Raw genomic sequence first — 24,637 nt, 5'->3', positions numbered from 1 at the left:
ACCGTCGCGCCGGACACCCGCACGGCCAACCGGTACGAGATCGGTCCCCTCGTCCCCCTCTTCCTGGCCTCCGGGCACGTCGCATGAGGGCGGCCGTCTGGTACGGGGCCCTGGACGTCCGCGTCGAGGACGTGCCGGTGACACCGCCCGGCCCCGGCGAGGTGACGATCGAGGTCGCCTACTGCGGGATCTGCGGCAGCGACCTGCACGAGTACGCCGACGGGCCGCACGCCGTTCCCGTGGGCGACCCGCACCCGTTGTCCGGCGTGGCCGCTCCGATCGTCCTGGGGCACGAGTTCTGCGGCATCGTCACCGAGGTGGGCGGCGGTGTCACCGGTGTCGCCCCGGGGGACCGGGTGGCGGTGGAGCCGCACTACCGGTGCGGTGGTTGCCCCCGGTGCCTCGCGGGGGAGTACAACATCTGCCGGCATTTCGGGTTCGCCGGGCTCATGGGGCACGGCGGGCTGGCCGAGCGCGCCACCGTGCCCGCGTACATGCTGCACAGGCTGCCCGAGCAGGTCTCCCTGGAGCAGGCGGCGGTGCTCGAGCCGGCCGCCGTCGCCCTGCACGCGGTGCGGCGGGCCGGGATCCGCCGCGGCGAGACCGTCGCCGTCCTCGGCCTGGGCCCGATCGGGCTGCTCGTGACCCAGCTCGCGGCCCTGTACGGCGCCGGGCACATCGTCGCGGCCGACCGGTCTGCGGCCCGCCGCGAGCTGGCGCTGCGCCTGGGAGCCGCCGAGACCGGCGCGGACCTCGCCGACGTGGTGGGCGGAGAGGGAGCGGATGTCGTGTTCGAGGCGGTCGGCTCGGAGGACACTTTGCGTGCCTGCCTGGCCGCCACCCGGCGGGGCGGGCGGGTGATGTTCCTCGGCCTGACCGGCACGGTCCGCCTGGACGCCTTCGCACTGGTGAACAACGAGCAGACGATCATGACCAGCGTGGGATATCGCGACGCCTATCCCGAGCTGATCCGCATGGTGGCCGAGGAGGGCGTGGACCTGGCGGGGATCGTCACTTCCACCATTGCTCTGGAGCACGTCGTACGTGACGGATTCGAGGCGCTGCTGCGCGGAGAGGAGCAGGTCAAAGTGCTGGTACGACCAAGGGAGCAGCGTCCGTGAGCGGCGAGTTCGCGGGGCGGCGGGCGTTCGTGACCGGTGGCACCTCGGGAATCGGCGCGGCCACGGCCGTCCTCTTCGCCGAGCTGGGCGCCGACGTGACCGCGCTCGGCCTGCCACCCGCCGACCCCGCCGAACTGCCCGACCACCCCGGCGTCCGCGTCGTGGAGCACGACGTGCTGGATCGCGCCGGGCTGACCGGCCTGCTGTCCACGGACCAGCCGCTGGACGCCCTGGTGAACTGCGCGGGCGTCAGCCACGACCGCGAGGAGTACGACCTCGCCCGCTGGCAGCGGGTCATCGAGATCAACCTCACCGCCACCATGGCCGCCTGCCAGGCCGCCCGCCCGGCCCTGGCCGAGAACGGCGGCACCATCGTGAACGTCTCGTCCATGTTCGCTTTCTTCGGCAGCAGGGACCGGCCCGCCTACAGCGCGAGCAAGGGCGGTGTGTCCCAGCTCACGAAGTCGCTGGCCGCCGAGTACGCCGCCGACGGCATCAGGGTCAACGCTGTCGCGCCCGGCTTCGTGGTCACCCCGCTGGCCCGGGGGGTGCTCGACGACCCGGAGGCCACGGCCCGGGTGCTGGCCCGCATCCCGGCCGGGCGCCTCGGGCAGCCGCACGAGGTCGCCTCGGTGGTGGCATTCCTGTGTTCGGCGGCGGCCTCGTACGTCACCGGCGCGGTCGTCCCTGTGGACGGAGGCTACCTGGCCGTGTGACACATCGCCTAAGCTCAGGCACTCCGACCGCATGAATATGAGGAGGTCGCGTGTCCGCCCCCTCCGTGATCTCCCGGGCCAGCACCGAGCACATCGAACCCGCCGAGCGCATCCACTACTGGGAGGACTACAACCGCAAGGCGCTGGTGGGCCTGTCCTGCACCTCCTATTCCGAGCAGGGTCTGCTGGCCAGGCAGACCAACATCGAGCTGGGCGGGCTGCGCCTCGCCGAGATCGCCGGCAACGCCCACGTCATTGAGCGCAGCCCGCAGACGGTCAGGTCGGCGCCCAAGGACTCGGTGTTCGCGACCCTGCTGCTCAAGGGAGATGCGGTGTTCCTGCACGAGAACGGCTGCCTCGCGGCCACGGCCGGCGAGCTGTTCGTCTACGACACGCGAAGGCCGTATCTGTTCGGGTTCTCCTCCTCGATGCGGCAGATTCTCGTGGACGTGCCGCGTGGCATGTTCGCGCAGGCGTGCGTGGGAGCAGGGTTGCCCGGGCCGTTGCTGTTCGGGCGGGGCACGGTACGGGAGGGTGCGCTCGTGGCCGCGCTGAGTTCCCTGCTCGGTGGGTTGGCCGCGTTGCGTGGCGGGCCGCACGATCCCGCCGACGCCGAGGGGGTCGTGCTCGACCTGCTCAGGCAACTCGCCGAGGAGCGTACGGGAGGGAGGCCGGGGCCCGACGCCTACCGGTCGCAGCTCATCGTGGCCGAAAACTACATCGGCCGGCACCTGCACGACCCCTGTCTCGGAGCCGCGCAGGTGGCCGGCGTCATGGGAATCTCGGTACGGCACCTGGGACGGATCTTCGAATCGACGGGCACGTCTCCGGCGCGGCACATCGTGGAACGGCGCCTGGTCAGGGCGCATCAGGAACTCACCGGGCCCGGGGCACGGGAGACCAGGATCGCCGACGTCGCGCACCGGTGGGGGTTCTCCAGCCAGGCCCACTTCGCCCGTCTGTTCCGCTCCAGGTTCGGCCGTACCCCGAGCGAGGCCCGCGCGGAGGCGACGAAGTAGCTAACGCACCTGGACGAAGGTCGTGATGGCCGGGGACGACTGCATGGAGGCGATGTCGCACGTATATGCGAAGTCGCCATTGCCGAGGGCGAGCACGGCACGGGTCCGCTGCAGCTTGGCGAAGACCTCCGGAGTCTGGGCCGGCAGCCTGCCGGTGAAGGTCTTCTTCCTGGCCGGTACGGCTTGACCGCGCAGCTGCGCTGATCCGGCCGGACGGAGGTGACCGGTCCGGGGTACCGGTGCGGTACCGCGGACCGGTACCCCGCGGGCATTGTCGGCCGGATCCTGACAGCGGTTTCCTGCCCGGCGTCAGGACGTGCTGCGGTGCGGTTCCCGGATGACGGCGACGCCTCCAGGAGGGACGAGGACGGTCCCGGTGACCGGGGTGCAGGTGAGGAGCTCCAACCCCGCGGCGGGGGCCTCGGCTCCCTTTCCGGTGTGGTCGATGAGGAACAGGAAGTCGGCCTCCGCGCCGCGGCGCCGGACGACCTCGACTCCGGCCGGCACCTGGTGTTCGGGAGCGACGCTGGCTTCCTCGAGGATGCGGTGGAGCAGGGTGGCCAGGGTGGCTTGGTCGGGGTGGGTCGCCAGATACCAGGCGGTGCCGCTGCCGTATGCGTGGCGAGTGACGGCAGGCAGGCCGGTCAGCGGGCCGTCGGCGTAGGAGACGACTTCCAGCGCGCCGGCGAGCCGGACCCGTTCCGACCACAGGTCTGCTGTGGCACCCGGGGGTACGTCACCGGCCAGCCCCGTCGTCTGTCCCGGCAGCAAGGGGAAGAGCTCGTCGGTGACCACCCCCAGGATCTCGCGGAACGCGCCGGGGTAGCCGCCCAGGCGTACGTGGCCGTTCTCGTCGACCATGCCGCTGTGGAAGCCGACGGCCAGTGTGCCCCCGCCTGCGGTGAAGGCGGTGAGGTTGTCCGCGGCCGCGTCCGTCACCAGGTACAGCGACGGGGCGAGGACGAGCTTGTAGCGGTCGAGCCCGGGGTCCTCGGGTCGTACGAAGTCGACGGCGACGCCTGCTCGCCACAGGGGTGTGTACCAGTCGCGCACCAGGTCCTGGTAGCGCAGTTCGCCGCTGGGCTGGGAGGGCATTTCAAGTGCCCACCGGGCGTCCCAGTCCCACACGATCGCGACCGGTGCCGCGACGGTGGAGTCGCGTACCTCGGTCAGCGCCTTGAGGTCCTTGCCCAGTTGGACGACGTCCTGCCAGATCCGGCTGTCGGTGCCGGCGTGCGGCAGCATCGCCGAGTGCCACTGCTCGGCGCCGGCCTTCGCCGCCCGCCATTGGAAGAACGCGATGCCGTCGGCGCCGTGCGCCACGTGCGCAAGGGCGTTGCGCCGCATTTCTCCCGGGGCCTTGGCGCGGTTGACCTGCTGCCAGTTGACGGCGCCGGTCGAGTGCTCCATCAGAAACCACGGGCCGCCCGCGAGGGAGCGCATCAGGTCGCCGCTGAGGGCGATGTCGAGTTCCGCCTCCGGGTCGTCGGACATCAGGTAATGGTCGTTGGAGAGGATGTCCAACTCCGGTGCCCAGCGCCAGTAGTCGAGGGCGTCGAAGGTGCGCAGGACCATGAGGTTGGTGGTCGCGGGGATGTCCGGGGCTGCCTGGAGCAGTACCTCGCGTTCGGCGGTGCACAGGGAGAGGAGTTCGTCGGAGCAGAAGCGGCGCCAGTCGAGTTGTTGGGTGGGATTCGGAGGAGCCGCGGTGGCGCGGGGCGGCAGGATTTCGTCCCAGGCGTAGTACCACTGGCTCCAGAAGGTGGTGCCCCAGGCGTGGTTGAGGGCGTCGAGGTCGTCGCTGTAGCGGGCGCGCAGCCACCGGCGGAAGGCGGCGGCGCTGGTGTCGCAGTAGCAGGCCGGGTTGTGGCAGCCGTACTCGTTGTGGACGTGCCACATCACGACGGCCGGGTGGGCTGCGTACCGCTCGGCGAGGGCTTGCGTGATACGCAGTGCCGCTCGGCGGTAGGCGGGGCTGGACGGGCAGAAGGTCTGGCGGCTGCCGTACGACAGTCCGCGGCCGTCCCGGTCGACCGGCAGCGCTTCCGGGTGCGCCTGGAAGAACCAGGCGGGCGGGGCGGCGGTCGGCGTGGCCAGGTCTGCGCCGATACCGTTCTCGTGGAGGAGCTCCAGGATCCGGTCCATGCGGGAGAAGTCGTAGACGCCCTCGGACGGTTCGAGCAGTGCCCAGGAGAAGATGCCGACGCTGACCATGGTCACCCCGGCCTCGCGCATCAGGCGCATGTCCTCGGCCCAGACCTCATCGGGCCACTGCTCGGGGTTGTAGTCACCGCCGTAGGCGATGCCGGGCAGGCGAAGGCGGCGTTCAGTGCTCACTGGTGGTGCTCCGAGATAGCAGAGACAGGTGGCTTGAGGGGGTGTCAGCCCTTGTTGGCGCCCAGGGTCAGTCCGCTGATGAACTGGCGCTGGAGGGTGAAGTACATGATCAGGGTGGGGATGGCGGTGAGCAGGGCGCCGGCGGCGACGAGGTTGGGGTCGGTGAAGTACTGGCCGGAGAGGTTGTTCAGGGCGGAGGTGATCGGCATGTTCTCGCCGGTGGAGATCAGGACGACGGCCCAGAAGAAGTCGTTGTAGATCCAGATGGAGAGGAGGGTGGCCAGGGCGGCCATCGCGGGCTTGCACAGGGGCAGCACGATCTGCCAGTACAGGCGCCAGACGGAGGACCCGTCGACGAGGGCCGCCTCGGTCAGCTCGTGCGGCAGGGAGCGCATGTAGTTGCTCAGCACGAAGGCGCAGAAGCCGGACTGGAACGCCACGTGGATGAGGACCAGGCCGAGCGCGGAGTCGTACAGCTTGCCGCTCATCGTGATGCCGGGCAGGTCGATGAGCAGGTACATGCGGTACAGCGGGGTGATGATCACCTGCTGCGGGAGGAGGTTGCCCGCGGTGAAGACCAGGAGCAGGAAGAGGTTGATCCGGAAGTCGAAGCGGCTGACGTAGAACGCCACGCAGGAGGAGAGGAACAGGGTGACGAGCACCGCCGGGACCGCGATGAGCAGCGTGTTCCCGAAGTAGTGCATCATGTCCGACTGCTCGAACGCATTCGTGAAGTTGTCGAAGCTGAGCTTGTCGGGCCAGGAGACGTAGCCCTTGGTGCTGGTCTCGGAGTACGGGCGCAGGGCCGCGAACAGCGCCCACAGCAGGGGCGCCAGCCAGGCCAGGGCCGTCACGACGAGGAACGTGTGCAGCAGGATCCGGGCGGGGCGGACGGGCGTGCGCTGCTTCAGGGACACGGTGGTGGTGCTCATGCGCTCCGCTCCTTCCGGAAGGTCGAGATCAGGTACGGGATGATCACGGCGAGGGAGATCACCAGGAGGACCACGGCGATCGCCGAGCCGTATCCGATGCGGCTGGACTCGCCGATGATGTTGGTGGTGACCAGGATCGACAGCAGCTCGGTGCCCTGGGCGCCCTTGTTGAAGACGAAGACGAGGTCGAAGGCGCGCAGGGCCTCGATGATCGTCACGACGAGCACCACGGTGTTCGTGGGGCGCAGGGTGGGGAAGATGACGTTCTTGAACGTCTGCCACTCGTTGGCGCCGTCCAGCGAGGAGGCCTCGCGCAGGGACGGGTCGACGCCCTTCAGGCCGGCCAGGTAGAGGATCATCATGTAGCCGGTGTGCCGCCAGCAGGCGGCGACCAGGACGGCCCACAGGTTGAGGTGCGGGTCGCCGATCCAGTCGATGTAGTGGCCGGGCTTGTTGGCCCCGATGAGGCTGTTGATCAGGCCGGTGTCGGGGTTGTAGACGAGCTGCCAGACGAAGCCGGTGACCGCCAGCGACACCACGACCGGCAGGAAGAAGGCGGTCTGGTAGACGCGGCTGAAGCGGATCTTCTTGTCCAGCTGGACCGCCAGGAAGAGCCCGAACGGGGTCGGGATCACGATGAGCACGACGAACCAGATGACGTTGTGTTCGACGGCGGGCCAGAACTGCGGATTGTTGGTGAACAGCTCACGGAAGTTGTCCAGCCCCACCCACTTGATGGAGCCGAAGCCGATGCCGTCCCAGGTGGTGAAGGACAGGGCGATGGAGGCGAGGGCGGTGACCCAGACGAGGGCCACGTGCAGGATCGTCGGCAAGCCGGCCATCAGGCCGAGCGTGAGCCGGTCGCGGCGGGTCAGCAGCCGCCGGTGACCCTGCGGAACCCGCTTCTTCGGCGTCGCGGCGCCCGGAGGCGGCGCCGCGGCCGTCTCCGGGGTCTTCGTGGTCGTTTCGGAGCTCATGGTGTCGGTGCTCATCCGCTTCAGAAGGGGTCGGTCTCAGCCGGACGCGAAGATCGTCTTCTTCTGGCGCTCGATCGAGGACAGCAGGCTGTCGATCCCCTTGGGGTCGCGGATGAAGCTCTGCAGCGCGGGCTGCATCACCGTGGAGGTGAAGTCCGGCCGGCTGTCACGGTCCATGAACTGCGTGAGATGCTTCGCGCCGCTGATCATCTCGTAGCCCTTCTTCTGAAGGGTGCTGTAGCTGGAGGTGTCGGCCTTCGTGGAGGCGGCGATAAGGCTCGGGTCGGCCTTCAGGTAGGTCTCCTCGGCCTGGGGCGTGCCCAGGAATTCGAGCAGTTTGACGGAGCCGGCGTGGTTCTTGGGGTTCTTGCTGAGCATGATGCCGTCGGTCGGCGCTTCCACGGTGTCCTGCCCGTACGCCGGGTCGATCTCCGGGAAGGCGAAGAAGTCGAGGTCGTCCAGGTCTGCCTTGTTGGTGAACTGCTGGGCCACGAACATGCCGAGCATGTACATGCCGGCCTTCTTGGCCACCAGCGTCTGGGCGGCGTCCTGCCAGGTACGGCCGACCGCGCCCTCCTGGTGGTAGGGGAGGGTCTCGGCCCAGGTGTCGAAGACCTTGCGGACCTTGGTGTCGGTCCACGAAGCCTTGCCCGCCATCAGCTCGACGTGGAAGTCGTAGCCGTTGAGGCGGAAGTTGATCTGGTCGAAGGAGCCCATCGCCGGCCAGGCGTCCTTGTCGCCGAACGCGATCGGGACGAGGCCGTCCTTCTTCATCTTCTTGCACAGGGCGATGTACGCGTCCCAGGTGGTGGGGACCTCGTAGCCGTGCTGCTGGAAGACGCTCTTGCGGTAGAAGATTGCCCACGGGGACGTGGTCAGCGGCACCATGTAGTACTTGCCGTCCTGACCCTTGCTCAGGTCGTGCATGGCACTGGGGAAGTTGCCGCCGATCGTCTTCCAGACGTCGTCGATCGGGGTGGCCAGCCCCTTGGCCGCGAAGAACTGCATCCGGTAGCCGGCGAACCACTGGAACACGTCATCCGGCGTGCCTTGCAGGTAGGAGTTGATCTGCTCCTGGAACGTGCCGTGGTCCTTGGTGTTGATGTCGACCGCGATCCCGGACTGCTTCGTGAAGGCCGCGTAGACGTCGGCGTACGCCTTCTTCGGGACGGCGTCGGACGCGTTGGAGCCCACGGTGACGGTCTTGGCGTCCGACGAGGCGGAACTGCCGGCGCAGGCACTCAGCAGGGGGATGCCGGCGCCCAGTACCGCGGCTCCGCCGAGTCCGCGCAGCACGGCGCGGCGGCTGGTACCAGGCAAGGGCTGACTGAGGGATGAATGGTGCATTTCGGCTCCTGAGGGGCTGCCACAACCCGGGGCATGGCGCGTCGGCTCAATGGGGGCATGACGGGAAGTGGTCGATGATGCGACCAGAAACAAACGCGATCGGACAGATCCAATCGGCTGACGCGTCGAAGAGTGAACTTTCCGAGGGTTCGCTGTCAAGACCCCGGGGAGAACGCGCTGGGCGAACCGCTCTTTTCGAACTCCGCGCTCCGTCGGCGGAAAAAATCGTGTCCATGCTCTTGACGCACGACTGTCGGGCTGTCTAGATATGACCGCGCGGTCAGTGACCACGCGGTCATACAGCTGACCTCGCCTGATACAGGCAGCAGGCATACGGCCAACAGGAGCTCTCATGACACCAGTGGCAGGGCGCGGCGCGGGTTCTCCCGCGCCGCGCAGTGCGGACGTGGCCCGGGTGGCCGGCGTTTCGCGCAAGACGGTGTCACGGGTGCTCAACAACGAGCCCTACGTCTCCGACGCGGTCCGGCAACGCGTTCTGGCGGCTGCCGGGAAGCTCGGGTACCGGCTGAATCACGCGGCCAGGGCGCTGGCCTCAGGCCGGAATCGTTCCATCGGTGTCGTCGCTCTGGGGACAGCCGGGTACGGAACCGCCATGCTTCTCGTGGGTATCGAGAAGGCCGTACGCGATGCCGGTTACGCGTTGCGTGTGGTCAACACGGCCGACGGAGACCCCGAGGGGATCGCCGGCGCTGTGATGTCACTGCTTGAGCAGGGGGTCGACGGGATCGTCGTCTCCGAGCCCGTCGTGGAAGGAGAGGTCTCCGTCAGGATCGACGTGCCGGTCCTGTTCCTGGGGGCGCCGCCGTCCTTCCCCTCCGCCCGGACCCTGACTGTGGGCGTTGGCGCCCATGCGCTGGCACGGGCTGCCACTGATCACCTGCTGGATCTGGGGCACACGACCGTTCACCACCTCGCGGGCCCACAACGCTGGTACGCCTCCAAGGACCGTGTCGAGGGCTGGCGGGCGGCGTTGGCGGCACGGGGTGCGTATGAACCACCGGTGATCCAGGGCGACTGGTCACCCGACTCCGGTTACGCGGCAGGCCGCGAGCTGGCTGCGGACAGCTCGGTGACAGCGGTGTTCGCGGCGGGCGACGAAATGGCCATCGGCCTGATCCAGGCCCTGCGGGAGGCCGGCCGCCGGGTGCCGGAGGACATCAGCGTGGTCGGCTTCGACGGCAACCCCGTCTTCGCCTACGTCACCCCTGCACTGACCACGGTGCGGCAGCCCTTCGACGCCGCCGCGCTGGAAGGCATCCGGCTACTCGTGCACGCCATCGAGCAGCCGGAGAACGACCTGCCGCCGGCGAGCGAGCTACCGCTCGAGCTCGTCGTCCGCGGCTCGACCGCACCCCCCGCCTCCCACCAGGCACAGCAGGGATTCCGCACCGTCTGAGCAAACCCTCCAACCGCTCAGGGATGTAGGGGCGCACATACCTGAGCACCGCTTCTGTCGTCCGATGACCGCCTCATCTCGAGAGGCTCGTCGGAGCCGTCGTTGCCGCGATGTCGTCCGCAGTCGCCGACCGACGTCAGCCATCGACTCCGCCGTTCATGCCTGGATCCAATCGGCGGGCAGCGAACACATCCCCATCCCCTTCCCCCTCCGGGAGCCGCAATGTTTCCTGCGAAGACAGGCGCCAGACATGGTGCCGCTCCGCATTCCCGTCCTCTCTTCCTTCTCATGTCAGTGTTCGCCGTGCTGGCCGGGCTGGCGACGATGTTCCTGCCTGGCGCGGGCCGGGCGGACGCCCTGGCCCGGCCGTCGCAGACGATGTACACCCCGCCGTCGGGCGCGCCCTCGCCCGGGTCGCTCTATCCGCGGGCGCTGCGCCTGCAGCACAACGGCTCGTCCAACGGCACCATTCTGGCAACGTTCGAGCAGTACACCACCGGCACACCGGTCTTCCCGATCTACCGCAGCACCGACGACGGCAACTCCTGGACGAAGATCTCGGAGGTCGCCGACACGCAGAACGGCTGGGGCATGCGCTGGGAGCCCGAGCTGTTCGAGCTCCCCACAGCGGTGGGCGGCTTCCCCGCGGGCACCATTCTCGCCGCCGGAGCCTCCGTCCCCGCCGACCGCTCGGCAATCAAGATCGATGTCTATGCCAGCACCGACCGCGGACAGACCTGGACCTTCGCCAGTAACATCGCCACCGGCGGACCGGCGTTCGACACGAACGGCAACACCCCCGTATGGGAGCCGTTCTTCCTCGTCTCCGGCGGCAAGCTGATCGTCTACTACTCCGACCAGCGCGATCCCGCCCACGGCCAGAAGGTCGTGCACCAGGTCTCCACGGACATCCACGCCTGGGGCCCGGTCGTGGACGACGTGGCGATGCCCACGTACAGCCAGCGCCCGGGCATGCCCAGCGTCGCCAAGCTGCCCAACGGCAACTACGTCATGACGTACGAGTACGGCGGTTCCCCCGCGGGCAACTTCGCGGTCTACTACAAGATCTCCTCCGACCCGGAGGCGTTCAACGCCGTCACGGGCATTCCCCTGCGTTCGACGGACGGCGTGGTCCCCACCAGCACCCCGTACATCACATGGCTGCCCACCGGCGGCCCGAACGGCACCCTTGCCGTCAGCGCCTACAGCACAGGCGACCTCTTCCTCAACACCGCCAACGGCGCCGCCGACACCTGGACGCGCATCAGCTCCAACGTCGCCGGTGGCTACAGCCGGGGCACTGTGCCCCTGGCCGACGGCCACAGCCTGCTGGTGCTCAGTGGCGGCGTAGGAGGCAGCAACCTCTCCAACCCCATCACGTACGGCACCATCGATCTGGGCGGCGGGATCTCGGACGGTGCCACCTACACCTTGTCGAACGCGAACAGTGGCCTGAAGCTCGCCATCGCGGGCGGCTCCACCGCCAACGGCACCTACGCCACCCAGCAGAACACCGACAACGCCACCGACCAGCAGTGGCGCTTCCTCCAGCAGTCCTCCGGCTTCTTCAAGATCGTCAATGTCGCCACGGGCAAGGTCCTGGGCGTGGAGGGCGGGTCCAGCTCCGACGGCGCCAAGGTCCTGCAGTGGGACGACAACGGCACCCTCGACCACGAATGGGCCGTCGCCCCGCACCCGGCCGGCGGCTACACCCTCACCAGCCGCGTCACCGGCAAGTACCTCGAGATCCCCAACGCCTCCACCACCACCGGCACCACCGCCGACCAGTGGAGCGGCACCGGCTGCGGCTGCCAGCGCTGGAACCTCAGCCAGACCGCCCTGCCGCCGCTGGGCACCGGACAGTACATCCTCGTCAACAAGAACAGCGGCAAGTACCTCGACATCCCCCAAGGCTCGACGGCCACCAACACCGCCGCCCAGCAGTGGCAGAACTCCGCCTGCTTCTGCCAGCTGTACACCTTCCAGTCCGCGGGCAGCGGAGCCTGGACCATCAAGAACGTCAACAGCAACCTCAACCTGGACATCCGTAACGGCTCCACCACCGCGGGAGCCGCCGTCGTCCAGAACACGCCCTCCGCCGCCAACTCACAGAAGTGGACGCTCACCGACGCCGGCAACGGCTATTACAAGGTCAAGAACGTCAACAGCGGCCTCGCCGCCGGCGTCGCCCAGTCCTCCACCAGCAACGGCGCTTCCGTCATCCAGTGGACAGACGTGACCGTCGACGACCAGCTCTGGAAGATCGTCCGCATCAACTGACCGGCTGCGCCCATCCGCCGTCGACTGGCACGAAGGGCCTCCTGTCAGCTCGGGATCGCACTGCGGGCCGAGTGCCAGGAGGCCCTGGTGAAGTCGTCATTCATGGCACCGACGGGACCGCGGGGGAGCGGGGTACGGAACGGCCATGCTTCTCGTGGGTATTGAGAAGGCCGTACGCGATGCCGGTTACGCGTTGCGTGTGGTCAATACGGCCGACGGAGACCCCGAGGGGATCGCCGGCGTTGTGATGTCACTGCTTGAGCAGGGGGTCGACGGGATCGTCGTCTCCGAGCCTGTCGTGGAAGGGGAGGTCTCCGTCAGGATCGACGTGCCGGTCCTGTTCCTGGGGGCGCCGCCGTCCTTCCCCTCCGCCCGGACCCTGAGTGCGGGTGTGGGTGCCTACGAGCTGGCGCGAGCCCGCCACCGATCACCTGCTGGATCTGCGGCACACGACCGTTCACCATCTCGCCGGTCCGCACTGCTGGTACGCCTCCAAGGACCGTGTCGAGGGCTGGCGGCCGGCGTTGGCGCACGGGGAGCGATCGAACCTCCCTCGGTCGAGGGCGACTGGTCGCCCGGCTCCGGTTACACCGCAGGCCGCGAGCTCGCTGCCGACCGCTCGATGACGGCAGTTTTGCGCACATACCTGAGCACCGCTTCTGTCGTCCGATGACCGTCTCATCTCGAGAGGCTCGTCGGAGCCGTCGTTACGGCGATGTCGTCCGCTAGGGCCTGTCTTGTGGATCTCCGCGGCGTCGCGCGCCCTGGCACGCACGCTCGCGGCGTTGTCGTCGGTCAACGACGCTCCGCGTCGCTTCCCTCCTCCGCCTTGCGATCGCACGCACCAGACCCCGCTCCTTCCCCACGGAGATCCACAAGACAGGCCCTAGTGCGGTGACCGGAATGGTTCGCCGGGTTCGTCCGGCTTCCGGTTCCGTCCTCAATTGCCGGACGGGCTGAAATCAGCCCGTCCGGCGATTGAGGACAAAGCGCAGCCGGCGGGCTGCGCAACCCGGCGAACGGCCGCGGTCACAGCACCAGCCACCGACTGACCTCAGCCATCGACTCCGCCGTTCATGCCTGGATCCAATCGGCGTGCGGCGGGGCACCGAACACATCCCCATCCCCATCCCCATCCCCTTCGCCCTCCGGGAGCCGCAATGTTTCCTGTGAAGACAGGCGCCAGACATGGTGCCGCTCCGCATTCCCGTCCTCTCTTCCTTCTCATGTCAGTGTTCGCCGTGCTGGCCGGGCTGGCGACGATGTTCCTGCCTGGCGCGGGCCGGGCGGACGCCCTGGCTCGTCCGTCGCAGACGATGTACACGCCGCCGTCGGGCGCGCCCTCGCCCGGGACGTTGTATCCGCGGGCGATGCGCCTGCAGCACAACGGCTCGGCCAACGGCACGATCCTCGCGACGTTCGAGCAGTACACCAACACCACACCGGTCTTCCCGATCTACCGCAGCACCGACGACGGCAACTCCTGGACGAAGATCTCGGAGGTCGCCGACACGCAGAACGGCTGGGGCATGCGCTGGGAGCCCGAGCTGTTCGAGCTCCCCACGGCGGTGGGTGACTTCCCGGCCGGGACCATCATGGCCGCAGGCGACTCGGTACCCGGCGACCGGTCGGCGACCAAGATCGACCTGTATGCCAGCACCGACCGCGGCCTGACCTGGACCTTCGTCACCAACATCGCCACCGGTGGACGGGCGATATCCAGCAACGGCTACACGCCTGTGTGGGAGCCGTTCTTCCTCTACGCCAGCGGCAAGCTGATCGTCTACTACTCCGACCAGCGCGACACCGCCCACGGCCAGAAGATCGTGCACCAGGTCTCCACGGACGGCCGCACCTGGGGCCCGGTCGTGGACGACGTGGTCAGGCCGAACTATGCGGACCGCCCCGGCATGCCGGTGGTCACCCGGCTGCCCAACGGCACCTACGTCATGACCCACGAGTACTGCGGCGCGCCCGAGGGCGGCTGCTCCGTCTACTACCACATCTCCTCCGACCCCGAGAACTTCATCTCCGACCCCGGTCAGGTGCTGCGGGCGAACGACGGCCTCATCCCCAGCGGTGCCCCCTACGTCACCTGGCTGCCCGCCGGTGGGCCGAACGGCACCCTCGTGGTCAGCAGCGACAACCAGAACGACCTGTTCGTCAACAGCGACAACGGCTCCGCAGGCGGCTGGACCCACATCCGCTCCAACCTCGCCAGCGGCTACAGCCGGGGCCTGCTCCCGCTGGCCGACGGCCACAGCCTCCTCGTGCTCAGCGGGGGACGCGGGCGCAGCACCGGCCTGAACACGGTGACGTTCGACGCCATCGATCTGGGAAGCGGGATCTCGGACGGTGCCACCTACACCGTGTCGAACGCGAACAGCGGCCTGAAGCTCACCATCGCGGGCGGCGCCACCGCCAACGGCACCTACGCCACCCAGCAGAACACCGACAACGCCACCGACCAGCAGTGGCGCTTCACCCAGCAGTCCTCCGGCTTCTTCAAGGTCCTCAATGCCGCCACGGGCAAGGTCCTGGGCGTGGAGGGCGGGTCCACCGCCGACGGCGCCAAGGTCCTGCAGTGGGACGACAACGGCACCCTGGACCACGAATGGGCCGTCGCCCCGAGTCCCGCGGGCGGCTACACCCTCACCAGCCGCGTCACCGGCAAGTACCTCGAGATCCCCAACGCCTCCACCGCCGCTGGCACCACCGCAGATCAGGGGAGCGGCACCGGCTGCGCCTGCCAGCGCTGGAATTTCACCCAGACGGCCCTGCCCCCGCTGGGCACCGGACAGTACATCCTCGTCAACAAGAACAGCGGGAAGTACCTCGACATCCCCGGTGCCTCCACCGCCACCAATACCGCTGTCCAGCAGTACTCGAACTCCGCCTGCTTCTGCCAGCTGTACACCTTCCAGTCTGCGGGCAGCGGAGCCTGGACCATCAAGAACGTCAACAGCAACCTCAACCTGGACATCCGTAACGGCTCCACCGGCGCGGGAGCCGCCGTCGTCCAGAACACCCCATCCACCGCCACCTCGCAGCAGTGGACCCTCACCGACGCGGGCAACGGCTACTACGAACTCAAGAACGTCAACAGCGGCCTCAACGCCGGCGTCGCCCAGTCCTCCACCAGCAACGGCGCTTCCGTCATCCAGTGGACCGACCTGACCGTCGACGACCAACTCTGGAAGATCGCCCGCATCAACTGACCGGCTACCGGCCTGCTTCCCCAGAGCCTCCTGCCGGCTCGGGTCGCGTTGTGACCCCTGTGTCAGGAGGCTCTGTGCAGTTGTCAGGACCCGACCACGCGAAGGCGGTTCGGTAGCGGCTGTCCTCGGGTGCGCCACGCTCCGTCGGTCGGGGCGCACCTACCGAGGGCGGCGGCTCCCGGCGGGACCATCCAGCCCGTCGCGTCCCCGTCCTCGCTGGTGCCCGGGCTGCTGTCGCGTGCCTGGGTGAGCCGACTCCGCCGCCCCGCTCGTCACAGGCGTGATCGGTACGGTGGTACCGGGACGACGAGAGGGGCGGACGCAGGCGTGGGCGAGGAAGCGGAGATCAGGACGGCGAAGGAGGCTGCCGACCATGAGTTCATCCTGGCGTTCGGACGGCTGCAGGGGGCCGCGAACCGGCTGGAGTACATCCTTGGGCGGGCGCTCGAGGTGGAGTGCGACATCAGCCATCTGGTCTTCGAGGTGCTGCTGATCCTCGGGCGGGCGGGCGAGCCGGGGCTTTCCATGCGGGCCATCGCGCAGGAGCAGGTCCTGACCACCGGCGGCGCCACCCGGTTGGTGGATCGCATGGAGGCGGCGGGTCTCGTGACGCGCGCGGAGTCCCCCGACGACCGGCGCGGGAAGCTGGTCCGGCTGACCCCGCTGGGCGAGGAGACGGCCGTACGCGCTGCCCGGGTGCACCTGGAGAACATCAAGCAATACTTCGTGGAGCCCCTCCCCGCAGCGGACCGCGAGCGGTTCGCGGAGGATCTCCGGATCCTCAGCCGCACGGCCCGGGACGTGCTGCCTCGACTTCCCTGACATGCGAACCGGCGGCAGTGCATCTCTCATAGCGTTGGCCGCGTTCGTGTGTCCCAGTTCACACAGGCCGGGAAATATCTGATGAGTCAGGTACTGTTTGGTCAGGTGAATCGCTCGCAATCGGCGGGCGCTCCTCTCTGCCGAGGTCTTCGATGAAGCTCGTCTACGTCTTCGACGCCTACTGCGGCTGGTCGCACGGGTTCTCCGGCACCCTGCGCGAGGTCGCGGGCCGTCACCCCGAACTGCCGGTCGAGGTGGTCTCCGGCGGTCTGTTCACCGGGCCGCGCAGGGTGCCGGTCCGCGAGTTCGGCTACGTCCAGGGCGCGAACGCCAAGATCGCCGAACTGACCGGCGCCGAGTTCGGTGAGCTGTACGAGCGGCTGATCGCCGACGGCTCGTTCGTGATGGACTCCGAGGCCGCCGCCCGCGGCGTCGCGGCCCTGCGCCACGTGGCCCCCGACCGCGCAGCGGAGCTGGCCGCGGGCCTACAGCACGCCTTCTACGTCGAGGGGCGGAGCCTGTCGGAGGCGGCCACCTACCGGACGGTCGCCCAGGCGGCCGGGCTCGACGCGGATGCCGTCGTCGCCGCTTTCGAATCCCCCGAGACACAGACTGCGGCCCATGCCGACTTCCGCCGCGCGGCCCAGCTCGGCGTCACCGGGTTCCCCGCTCTGCTGGTCGTCGACGGCGACTCCGCCACCCCGCTGGCCTACGGCCACGCCACCGCCGACGAGGTCGACGAACGCCTCGCCGCTCACTGAGCTTCCCCCGTCCCCACCCCATCCCCAGCGCAAAGGAGCAACCGATGAGCACACTTTCCTTCAAGGTCCTCGACCTGGACTTCCCGGCCGGCAGCAAGAACAAGACCGCCACCCTGGTCACCGGCGAGAACGAGGCCCTGCTGGTCGACGCCGCCTTCACCCGCGCCGACGGCCACCGCCTCGCCGCCGAGGTCCTCGACTCCGGCAAGAAGCTGACCACCGTCTTCGTCAGCCACGCCGACCCCGACTTCTACTTCGGCGCCGAAGTGATCGCCGACGCCTTCCCCGACGCCGTCTTCGTCGCCACGCCGATCGTCATCGAGCACATCCAGCACTCCTACGAGGGCAAGCTCAAGGCATGGGCCGCGCTCGGCCCGAACCTGCCCACCCGGCTGGTCGACCTCGCCCCGCTGACCGGCGACCTCACCCTGGAGGGCCACCGCTTCGAGCTCAAGGGCGGCCCGGCCGGCCTGCCCGACCGCCACTACCTGTGGCAGGCCGAACAGCGCGCGATCCTCGGCGGCGTCCTGCTGTTCCAGCAGGAGCACGTCTGGGTCGCCGACACCGCCACCCCCGGCGACCGCGCCGCGTGGATCGACCTGCTGGACGAAATGGCCGCCCTCGACCCGCAGCTCGTCGTGCCGGGCCACCGTCTGCCCGACACCGCGGCCGACGCCTCCGCCATCACCGCCACCCGCGACTACCTCCTCGCCTTCGAGGAGGAACTCGGCAAGGCCGCCGACGGCGCCGCCCTGACCGATGCCCTCGTCAAGCGCTACCCCGACAACGGCATGCTGATCGCCGCCCAGATCGGCGCGAAGGTCGCCAAGGGCGAAATGAAGTGGGGCTGACATGACCGACTTCTCCGCTTCCACCGCTCCTGCCGATGTCGTACGACGCCAGTACCTCGCCTCGGCCGGCGGAGGCCTGGAAGCCCTGCGCGCCACCCTCGCCCCCGACGTGGAGTGGAAGGAGATGGCCGGCTTCCCCCTCGCCGGCACCTACCGCACCCCCGACGGCGTCACCTCCAGCGTGATGGAGAAGCTCGGCCAGGACTGGGACGACTGGACCGCGCACGACGACACTTACGTCGTCGATGGCGAGAACGTCGTCGTCCTTGCCCGCTACACGGCCGTGAACAAGGCCACCGGCAAGCCGATAGACGTCCGTGTGGCCCACCACTTCGTCGTACGCGGCGGGCTCATCGTGCGCTTCGAGCAGTTCGTCGACACCGCCCTCGTCCGCGACGCCATGACCGTCTAGACGCACGACCCAGCACCCGAAGACAGGAGAAGCCCGTGTCCGCTGCCGACAACAAGGCGCTCGTCATCGCGTTTTACGAGCAGGCATTCAACGACTATCAGCCGGAACAGGCCGCCGCCGCGCATCTCGGCGAGAGCTACACCCAGCACAACCCGGAGGCGCAGGACAGTCCGCAGGCGTTCGTCGGCTACGTCCACTGGCTGCGCGGTCAGTTCCCCGACCTGCGCCTGGACATCAAGAGGGCCGTCGCCGAAGGGGACCTGGTCGTCACCCACAGCAACCTGCACCTCAAGCCCGGCGACCGCGGCATGGCCGTCGCGGACTTCTGGCGCGTCGCCGACGGAAAGATCGTCGAGCACTGGGACGTGATCCAGGAGGTGCCCGAGAAGAGCGCCAACGACAACACCATGTTCTGACGTCCGCGGCGGCATCCGCGCCGGGACCGACGGTGGATCACATGTCGGGCGACCCACCGTTCAACCGCTGTGCACCGCCTGCTGTGCACCGGGGCACATGTCACGGCGCACAGCTCCTGGCACACGGGGGACCCAGATCGGCAACGCCCTGGACCGGCCGAGCCAACTGCGTCTGCCGCCGGACTCCTCCTCGTCCGGCGGACTCTACGCACCGACACTGCGTTACCACGACGGCCGCTTCTGGCTGATCGTGACGAACGTGAGCGGCGACGGCAACCTCCTCTTCACCGCCACCGACCCGGCCGGCCCCTGGTCCGATCCGGTCCGGCTGCCCGGGGTGCAAGGCATCGACCCGGACCTTGCCTGGGACGAGGAGGGCAACTGCTGGTGCACCGTCGCGGGAGTCAGCCAGGTCCGCATCGACCCCCATACCGGGGAGACCTTCGGCGAGCCACGGCGCCTCTGGTCCGGCGCGCCTGGCGCCAAGGCGCCGGAGGCGCATGGACGTGTTTCTATCCGCATGCTCAGGCACTACGACGCCATCGGTCTGCTGCGCCCCGCGCACGTGGACCAGTCCAGCGGCTACCGCTTCTACGAGGCGGCACAGCTGTCCCGGCTCAACCGGATCGTCGCGCTGAAGGGCCTCGGCTTCACACTGCAGCAGGTGCAGACGATCCTCGACAAGGACATCAGCACCGAGGAGTTGCGTGGGATGCTGCGACTGCGACGCGCCGAGCTGGAAGCGGCCCTGGCGGAGGCGGCGGCGGGCCTGGCCCAGGTCGAGGCGAGGCTCCGGTCGATCGAGAACGAGGGTTCCATGCCCCAGGACGACGTCGTCATCAGGCAACTGCCCGCGGTACGTCTGGCTGAGCTGAGCGCAACGGCCAAGAGCTTCAGCCCTGACGAGACCGGCCCGCTCATCGGCCGGCTCTTCGACGAGCTGCGCCGACGGCTCAACTCCGCCGGAGTCGCTCCGACCGGCCCCCGCACCGTCTACTTCGAGACCCCTGACGAAGGCGACTACGGGATCGTGGTGCACGTCGGCCTCCCTGTCCCCGCGGGAGTCACCGAGGACGCGGACCTCCAGATCGTCTCGCTCCCCCCCGGTGGAACGCGCCGCCACGATCGTGCACCGCGGCATGGTGCACGGCTTTCTGAGCACCAGCCAGCTGCTCGTCCGCTGGGTCGACGCGCACGGCTACCGGTTCGACGGGCATGCGCGGGAGGTCACGCTCAACTCCTCGGAGAATCCGGACGAGTCGGTGGCCGAGCTGCAGGCACCAGTCGTCACGACCTGACCTCGGCTGCTGCCACGTCGCCACCGTCAAGCTGGCTGCCCAACCCGGCGCAAACTGCCCCCGGCACGCCCCCGCAGATCACCTACGGTCACCATATGACTGGGCTTCGCGGGGGACTGGCGACATGTTCCGCCCTCTGATGCGCAACGGTCATGTGCCGGATCTGTGTCAACTCGCCCCTCCGCGTTCCGAGCACGGCCACGCGCATAGCCACTCGGTGGCGGATCGCAGGGGTGGCTGTCCTCGCGCTCGTCGTCGCTGTCACCACCGTTGTCATACAGCACGCGACCGGGGACCAGCACCAGACCCCTCCGCCTGCTTCTGCCAGCTCTTCACCTTCCAGTCCGCGGGCGGCGGAGCCTGGACCATCAAGAACGTCAACAGCAACCTCAACCTGGACATCCGTGACGGCACCACCACCGCAGGAGCCGCCGTCATCCAGAACACACCCTCCACCGCCAACTCACAGAAATGGACCCTCACCGACGCCGGACGCGAACAGTGGCCTCAACACCGGCGTCGCCCAGTCCTCCACCAGCAACGGCGCCCCCGTCATCCAGTGGAACGACCTGGACGTCGAGGGCCAACTCTGGAAGATCATCTGCATCAACTGACCGTGACGAAGAGCAGGCGGGGCGAGTGTGAGCGCCGCCCCGCCGGCTGACGCCGCTCACCAACTCCGCTGACCCTGTCTGGAGCGATCCGGGGGCGCGGCGGGCACTGAATTCCTTCGGCCGTTCGGGGGTTCCGCCCCGGCCTCGCTGTCGTCGACGTCGAAGCCGAGCTCGTGGTGTACGGTCACGACCCCGTCGACCGCGCGGCACAGCTGGACGGCGAGGGGGACCATGCTGCTGGTCGCGACCTTTCCGCGCAGGGTCACCACGCCGTCGGCCACCGTGACCTGTACGGCGTCCTGGGCGGTCTGCAGGGTCCTGCGCAGGACATCGTGGTCGATTTCGTCGCGGATGGCCTGATCATGGCGGAGGAAGACCCGCAGCAGGTCGCTGCGGCTGATGATGCCGGTGAGCTGTCCGGTCTCGTCCACCACGGGCAGTCGCTTGACCTTGTGTTGTTCCATGGCCCGAGCCGCCTCGACGATGCTCCACTGCGGCCTGGCGGTGACCACCGGTGCGCTCATCAGGCCCCGGGCGGTGTCGGCCTCCGTACGGCCCCGGTCCTGCGGAGCCGTCGGCAGCGCGGGGGCGTGTCCGCCAGGGTCCGGCAGGGCGGCCTCGTGCCGGAGCAGGTCGGCCTCGGACACCACGCCGATCGGGCGATTCAGGCCGTCGACGACCGGGACGGCGGTGACGTCGTTGTTGGTGAGCAGTGCCACGACAGCCTTGAACGAGGTGTCCGGGCGTGCCCGTACGACGTCATGGGTCATCAGGTCCTGCACGGTGCGATGCTGCAGCATGATCCTCACTCCTCCTGGCAGCCGGGTACCCGCTTTCGACGCTCTCGCGACCGGCCCCGCTCCGCACAGGGCCGGTCGGTCCCAGGTCCGGGGACATCAGGACCCGACGGTGTCGAGCATCCCTGCGCCCCACTCGGCGGCCCGGGTGGCCTCGCCCTTGCGCAGTGGACCGTCGGAGTCCTCGACGATGAATCCCTCGGGTTCGGCGACGACGTCGTAGCCGTGGCCACGCAGCCGACGGGCGATGGCAGGCGCCGCGCCTCCGGCGAGACGGAAGTCGGCACGGGTGTCGAAGGCGGCGGCGTGGGCGCCGTGCGCGTCGCGCGGGATGTCGTGGAACCAGTCGCGAATCCCCGGCCCTTCCGCGCCCTGGTCGGGCTCATGACCGGCAGCGGGGTCCTCCGTGCGTTCTTTCTCCTCTGCCGTGAGCCCCATCTTCCGGGACATGCGGGTGGTCATGCCCCGCATGTGCGTCGGGCCGCCGACGACGAGGAGGTCGGCCGAGCCGATCTGCTCGGGGCCGGCCTCGGACACGCGCAGGCAGTCGACATCTGCGTCGGGCCGGGCTCGCCGGACACCGTCACGGACGGCCTCGGCGACCTCCCGCGTATTGCCGAACAGGCTTTCGTAAACGATCACCACTCGCATGGTGCTCAGCTCCTCACTTCTTCTCCCGCTCCCGCTCCGGCGTCCCGCGAACCCAGGTCACCGCATCGAACAGCGGCGAACGGACGCTGAGCAGGTCAAGAACGCGTGCCGCGCCGAACACCGCATGCGGCGGGGCCAATGAGTTCCCGATTCCATACTCCCGCCCGGCCGGGCGCCGGGGGAGGGGCCGCAGGCCCCTGGCCGGGACCGACCGGCCCATGCGGGCAGCTCACGCACGCTGGACGACACGGTTGAGTGGGCACAGGAGATCGGATGGGTGGACGCTTGGGACAGGGGCCTCGCGGCGGCCGCCGTGCGGGCGGGCAGGAAGGAGAAGCCCATGAGGGTAGGTGTGCTGACCGGCGGCGGCGACTGCCCCGGGCTCAATGCCGTGATCCGCAGCGTGGTGCGCAAGGGCGTCCAGGAATACGGGTACGAGTTCATCGGCTTGCGCGACGGCTGGCTCGGCGCCATCGAGAACAGGTTCGTCCCGCTGGACATCCCCGCTGTACGCGGAATCCTTCCCCGAGGAGGGACCATCCTCGGCTCCTCCCGTACCAACCCGCTCAAGAAGGAGGACGGGGAAGGCCGCGTGCGGGACACCCTCACCGCGCACGGCATCGACGCGCTCATCGTGATCGGCGGCGAGGACACGCTCGGTGTCGCGGCCGAGCTGAGCCGCCGGGGGATCAAGGTGGTGGGCGTGCCGAAGACCATCGACAACGACGTGTCGGGGACCGACTACACCTTCGGCTTCGACACCGCCGTGGGCATCGCCACCGAGGCGATCGACCGCCTGCACACCACCGCCGAGTCGCACATGCGGGCCCTGGTGGTCGAGGTGATGGGCCGGCACGCCGGCTGGATCGCTCTGCACGCCGGCGTCGCGGGCGGCGCCAACGCGATCCTCATTCCGGAGCGGCCGTTCGACATCGAGCAGGTCTGCGGGTGGGTGGAGGGCCGCTTCAAGATCCACTATGCGCCGATCGTCGTCGTGGCGGAGGGGGCGGTGCCCAAGGAGGGCCAGTTGGTCCTCAAGGACCGGACGGTCGACGAGTTCGGGCACGTACGGTTGTCCGGCATCGGTGACTGGCTGGCCCGGGAGATCACCGAGCGCACTGGGGAGGACGCCCGCACCACGGTTCTGGGCCACGTCCAGCGGGGCGGCACGCCGAGCGCGTACGACCGGTGGCTCGCGACGCGCTTCGGACTGCACGCGGTCGACGCGGTCAAGGACGGGGCATTCGGCACGATGGTGGCGCTGCGCGGCACGGACATCGTCCGTATCCCACTCGCCGATGCCGCTGCCGGGACCAAGACGGTCGATCCCTCGCTCTACGACGAGTTCGAGGTCTTCTTCGGCTGACGGACCGGGTCTCCCGTGCCGGTCGCGGTCAGCCGGTGTGTGGCACGATCGCCACCGGGCAGGGGGCATGGTGCAGCACCGCGTGGGCGACCGGGCCGAGCCGCCCCTCGGGCGCCCGCGGTTCGGTGCGCCGCCCGATGACCAGCAGGTCCGCACCCGAGGACGCGGTCACCAGTGCCAGCGCCGGATGCAGAAGCCGGGCATCGGGCTGCACGGCGACCTCGGGGTATTTCTCCCGCCACCCCCGCAGGGCGTCGGACAGCAACAGGACCTCCTGGTCCTCCCAGGTGGCGCGATCCTCCTCGGTGACCTCCAGCAGTAGCGGGGGCCCCGAGTCGGCGGGCAAGGCCCACGCATACACCACCCGCAGGGGCGCATCGTGCGCCCGGGCGGCAGCGAAGGCGAAGTCCGCCGTCCCGTCCACCGGTGCGTGCGCGTCAAGACCCGACACCACGTGCGCCCAGCCACCCGCAACCGGGGCCTCGGCCTCGTCACCGGCCGGCTGCTCCGGGACCACGACCACGGGACAGGTGGCGGCAGCCGCGGCGCGCAGCGCCACCGACCCCATCGCGAGGCCGTCGAAGCCACCCGTACCCCGGGCTCCGAGGACCAGCAGTCCGGCGTTCGCCGCGGCCGACAGCAGCGTCTCGGCCGGATGTCCGGACAGCTGCTCGCCCCGTACGACGAGGTCCGGGTACCGCTCACCGAGGTCCACGACCGTGCGGTCCAGTACTTCTTCGCCGACTTGCTGCCACATCTCCGCGGCAGTCACCGGTATGACCAGGCCGGGCGTTGACGGTGTGGCGTGCACGAGCCGCAGCGTCGCCCGGCGAAGCACCGCTTCCCGGGCGGCCCAGTCGGCCGCTGCCAGACTGCGTGCGGAGCCGTCGATCCCCGCTACCACCGGCAGACTCATCGCGCCCTCCTTCGCCTTGCCGGATACCGCGGACGCGCCGTACACCCCGAGCCGGTACCTCCACTGTTCCACGACCGGCCCCGTCCGGCCGCCCCTGCCGGGCCGGCCGTGCGGGGGACTGTCCGGCCCAGGGCGGAACAGTGGGTCTGGAGGGACGCTGGGAACCTACGCCGTTCCCGGCGAGAGGTGGTCGTCATGACCGTCATCGTCATCTTCTCCGTCGCCATGCCACCGCTCGGGATGCTGCTGCTCGGGCGCTCGCGGGGTGTGGGGCCCGGGCACTCCTCCCATCCGGTCCGTGGCGCCGCACCGGGCGGTGGCCGGGGGGCTCGCGACAGCGGTGATGACCTGGCCCGACACGGCGTCCAG

21 protein-coding genes and 1 pseudogene are annotated in these 24,637 nt (G+C 69.1%); 15 read left to right on the top strand and 7 right to left on the bottom strand.

The genetic code is table 11. The features are described 5' to 3' along the window. Positions 1-83 precede the first annotated feature (83 nt). From OG607_RS02440 to OG607_RS02430, 3 genes are read left to right on the top strand one after another with little or no spacing between them, the layout of a single operon-like run. Positions 84-1,121, top strand: a complete 1,038-nt coding sequence (locus OG607_RS02440; RefSeq protein WP_405718092.1) for a 2,3-butanediol dehydrogenase — start codon at positions 84-86, stop codon at positions 1,119-1,121. Further along, complete coding sequence (locus OG607_RS02435; RefSeq protein WP_405718090.1) at positions 1,118-1,837, top strand: SDR family NAD(P)-dependent oxidoreductase; 720 nt, start codon at positions 1,118-1,120, stop codon at positions 1,835-1,837. Before OG607_RS02440 ends, OG607_RS02435 begins: the two co-directional genes overlap by 4 nt. Before the next feature lie 50 nt (positions 1,838-1,887). Continuing rightward, complete coding sequence (locus tag OG607_RS02430) at positions 1,888-2,856, top strand: helix-turn-helix domain-containing protein (protein ID WP_405718088.1); 969 nt, start codon at positions 1,888-1,890, stop codon at positions 2,854-2,856. Between the two features lie 309 nt (positions 2,857-3,165). Here OG607_RS02430 and OG607_RS02425 read toward each other — a convergent pair whose 3' ends face one another. Genes OG607_RS02425 through OG607_RS02410 form a run of 4 tightly spaced genes read right to left on the bottom strand, consistent with a single transcriptional unit; the run spans position 3,166 to position 8,449 of the window. Further along, positions 3,166-5,193, bottom strand: a complete 2,028-nt coding sequence (locus tag OG607_RS02425; protein ID WP_405718086.1) for a beta-galactosidase — start codon at positions 5,191-5,193, stop codon at positions 3,166-3,168. 44 nt (positions 5,194-5,237) lie between these two features. Continuing rightward, entirely contained in the window at positions 5,238-6,125 is an 888-nt protein-coding gene (locus OG607_RS02420) for a carbohydrate ABC transporter permease (protein WP_405718084.1), read from the bottom strand. After that, positions 6,122-7,102 carry a carbohydrate ABC transporter permease gene (locus tag OG607_RS02415; RefSeq protein ID WP_405718081.1) on the bottom strand — a complete coding sequence of 327 codons (981 nt, stop codon included), beginning with the start codon at positions 7,100-7,102 and terminating at the stop codon, positions 6,122-6,124. Before OG607_RS02415 ends, OG607_RS02420 begins: the two co-directional genes overlap by 4 nt. 36 nt (positions 7,103-7,138) lie before the next feature. After that, the gene (locus OG607_RS02410; protein WP_405718078.1) at positions 7,139-8,449 is read right to left on the bottom strand and encodes an ABC transporter substrate-binding protein; all 1,311 of its coding nucleotides are present in this window, start codon (positions 8,447-8,449) and stop codon (positions 7,139-7,141) included. A gap of 352 nt (positions 8,450-8,801) precedes the next feature. Between OG607_RS02410 and OG607_RS02405 the strand changes: the two genes are divergently transcribed. The 11 genes and pseudogenes from OG607_RS02405 (at position 8,802) to OG607_RS02355 (ending at position 20,588) form a co-directional block, all read left to right on the top strand. Continuing rightward, entirely contained in the window at positions 8,802-9,866 is a 1,065-nt protein-coding gene (locus OG607_RS02405) for a LacI family DNA-binding transcriptional regulator (protein WP_405718076.1), read from the top strand. A gap of 222 nt (positions 9,867-10,088) precedes the next feature. Then, positions 10,089-12,146 (top strand): RICIN domain-containing protein, encoded by a 2,058-nt coding sequence (locus OG607_RS02400; protein ID WP_405718073.1) that lies wholly within the window; start codon positions 10,089-10,091, stop codon positions 12,144-12,146. 121 nt (positions 12,147-12,267) lie between these two features. After that, a pseudogene (locus OG607_RS02395) lies at positions 12,268-12,780 on the top strand (transcriptional regulator); the annotation flags it as partial. Positions 12,781-13,306: 526 nt separating this feature from the next. Then, complete coding sequence (locus OG607_RS02390; protein ID WP_405718071.1) at positions 13,307-15,364, top strand: RICIN domain-containing protein; 2,058 nt, start codon at positions 13,307-13,309, stop codon at positions 15,362-15,364. Between the two features lie 327 nt (positions 15,365-15,691). Then, on the top strand, positions 15,692-16,186 hold the full coding sequence (locus OG607_RS02385; protein ID WP_405718068.1) for a MarR family winged helix-turn-helix transcriptional regulator: 495 nt from the start codon (positions 15,692-15,694) through the stop codon (positions 16,184-16,186). Between the two features lie 152 nt (positions 16,187-16,338). Further along, a complete protein-coding gene (locus OG607_RS02380) occupies positions 16,339-16,947 on the top strand; it encodes a DsbA family protein (protein WP_405718066.1) in 609 nt (202 codons plus the stop codon). 44 nt (positions 16,948-16,991) lie between these two features. Continuing rightward, the gene (locus OG607_RS02375; protein ID WP_405718064.1) at positions 16,992-17,798 is read left to right on the top strand and encodes an MBL fold metallo-hydrolase; all 807 of its coding nucleotides are present in this window, start codon (positions 16,992-16,994) and stop codon (positions 17,796-17,798) included. Between the two features lies 1 nt (position 17,799). Continuing rightward, positions 17,800-18,210: a nuclear transport factor 2 family protein gene (locus OG607_RS02370; RefSeq protein WP_405718062.1), complete on the top strand. Its 411-nt coding sequence runs from the start codon at positions 17,800-17,802 to the stop codon at positions 18,208-18,210. 35 nt (positions 18,211-18,245) lie between these two features. Further along, complete coding sequence (locus OG607_RS02365) at positions 18,246-18,626, top strand: nuclear transport factor 2 family protein (RefSeq protein ID WP_164322459.1); 381 nt, start codon at positions 18,246-18,248, stop codon at positions 18,624-18,626. 97 nt (positions 18,627-18,723) lie between these two features. After that, positions 18,724-20,064, top strand: coding sequence for a family 43 glycosylhydrolase (locus OG607_RS02360; protein WP_405718060.1), 1,341 nt, complete (start codon positions 18,724-18,726; stop codon positions 20,062-20,064). Further along, on the top strand, positions 20,049-20,588 hold the full coding sequence (locus OG607_RS02355) for an RICIN domain-containing protein (RefSeq protein ID WP_405718057.1): 540 nt from the start codon (positions 20,049-20,051) through the stop codon (positions 20,586-20,588). The genes OG607_RS02360 and OG607_RS02355 overlap by 16 nt, the downstream gene beginning before the upstream one ends. Positions 20,589-20,594: 6 nt before the next feature. On the opposite strand, the gene OG607_RS02350 is transcribed toward OG607_RS02355, so the two are convergent. Continuing rightward, positions 20,595-21,335, bottom strand: a complete 741-nt coding sequence (locus tag OG607_RS02350; protein ID WP_405736494.1) for a CBS domain-containing protein — start codon at positions 21,333-21,335, stop codon at positions 20,595-20,597. A 99-nt stretch (positions 21,336-21,434) separates the two neighbouring features. Further along, a complete protein-coding gene (locus OG607_RS02345) occupies positions 21,435-21,977 on the bottom strand; it encodes a flavodoxin family protein (protein ID WP_405718055.1) in 543 nt (180 codons plus the stop codon). 349 nt (positions 21,978-22,326) lie between these two features. Between OG607_RS02345 and OG607_RS02340 the strand changes: the two genes are divergently transcribed. After that, positions 22,327-23,352 carry a 6-phosphofructokinase gene (locus OG607_RS02340; protein ID WP_405718052.1) on the top strand — a complete coding sequence of 342 codons (1,026 nt, stop codon included), beginning with the start codon at positions 22,327-22,329 and terminating at the stop codon, positions 23,350-23,352. 28 nt (positions 23,353-23,380) lie between these two features. On the opposite strand, the gene OG607_RS02335 is transcribed toward OG607_RS02340, so the two are convergent. After that, positions 23,381-24,268: a universal stress protein gene (locus OG607_RS02335; protein WP_405718050.1), complete on the bottom strand. Its 888-nt coding sequence runs from the start codon at positions 24,266-24,268 to the stop codon at positions 23,381-23,383. Between the last annotated feature and the right edge of the window lie 369 nt (positions 24,269-24,637).

The organism is Streptomyces sp. NBC_01537 (assembly GCF_045040445.1).
In the GTDB taxonomy this organism is placed as follows: domain Bacteria; phylum Actinomycetota; class Actinomycetes; order Streptomycetales; family Streptomycetaceae; genus Actinacidiphila.
The sequence above is the reverse complement of the archived record's forward strand: the minus strand, read 5'-3'. Positions and strand labels throughout refer to the sequence as shown.

Bases quoted from the DNA above. Each gene is read 5' to 3' on its own strand.
- OG607_RS02420 (WP_405718084.1), bottom strand. From the start codon at position 6,125: ATGAGCACCACCACCGTGTCCCTGAAGCAGCGCACGCCCGTCCGCCCC.
- OG607_RS02375 (WP_405718064.1), top strand. From the start codon at position 16,992: ATGAGCACACTTTCCTTCAAGGTCCTCGACCTGGACTTCCCGGCCGGC.
- OG607_RS02360 (WP_405718060.1), top strand. From the start codon at position 18,724: ATGTCACGGCGCACAGCTCCTGGCACACGGGGGACCCAGATCGGCAAC.
- OG607_RS02400 (WP_405718073.1), top strand. From the start codon at position 10,089: ATGTTTCCTGCGAAGACAGGCGCCAGACATGGTGCCGCTCCGCATTCC.
- OG607_RS02410 (WP_405718078.1), bottom strand. From the start codon at position 8,449: ATGCACCATTCATCCCTCAGTCAGCCCTTGCCTGGTACCAGCCGCCGC.
- OG607_RS02390 (WP_405718071.1), top strand. From the start codon at position 13,307: ATGTTTCCTGTGAAGACAGGCGCCAGACATGGTGCCGCTCCGCATTCC.
- OG607_RS02415 (WP_405718081.1), bottom strand. From the start codon at position 7,102: ATGAGCTCCGAAACGACCACGAAGACCCCGGAGACGGCCGCGGCGCCG.
- OG607_RS02370 (WP_405718062.1), top strand. From the start codon at position 17,800: ATGACCGACTTCTCCGCTTCCACCGCTCCTGCCGATGTCGTACGACGC.
- OG607_RS02380 (WP_405718066.1), top strand. From the start codon at position 16,339: ATGAAGCTCGTCTACGTCTTCGACGCCTACTGCGGCTGGTCGCACGGG.
- OG607_RS02440 (WP_405718092.1), top strand. From the start codon at position 84: ATGAGGGCGGCCGTCTGGTACGGGGCCCTGGACGTCCGCGTCGAGGAC.
- OG607_RS02335 (WP_405718050.1), bottom strand. From the start codon at position 24,268: ATGAGTCTGCCGGTGGTAGCGGGGATCGACGGCTCCGCACGCAGTCTG.
- OG607_RS02405 (WP_405718076.1), top strand. From the start codon at position 8,802: ATGACACCAGTGGCAGGGCGCGGCGCGGGTTCTCCCGCGCCGCGCAGT.
- OG607_RS02355 (WP_405718057.1), top strand. From the start codon at position 20,049: ATGTTCCGCCCTCTGATGCGCAACGGTCATGTGCCGGATCTGTGTCAA.
- OG607_RS02340 (WP_405718052.1), top strand. From the start codon at position 22,327: ATGAGGGTAGGTGTGCTGACCGGCGGCGGCGACTGCCCCGGGCTCAAT.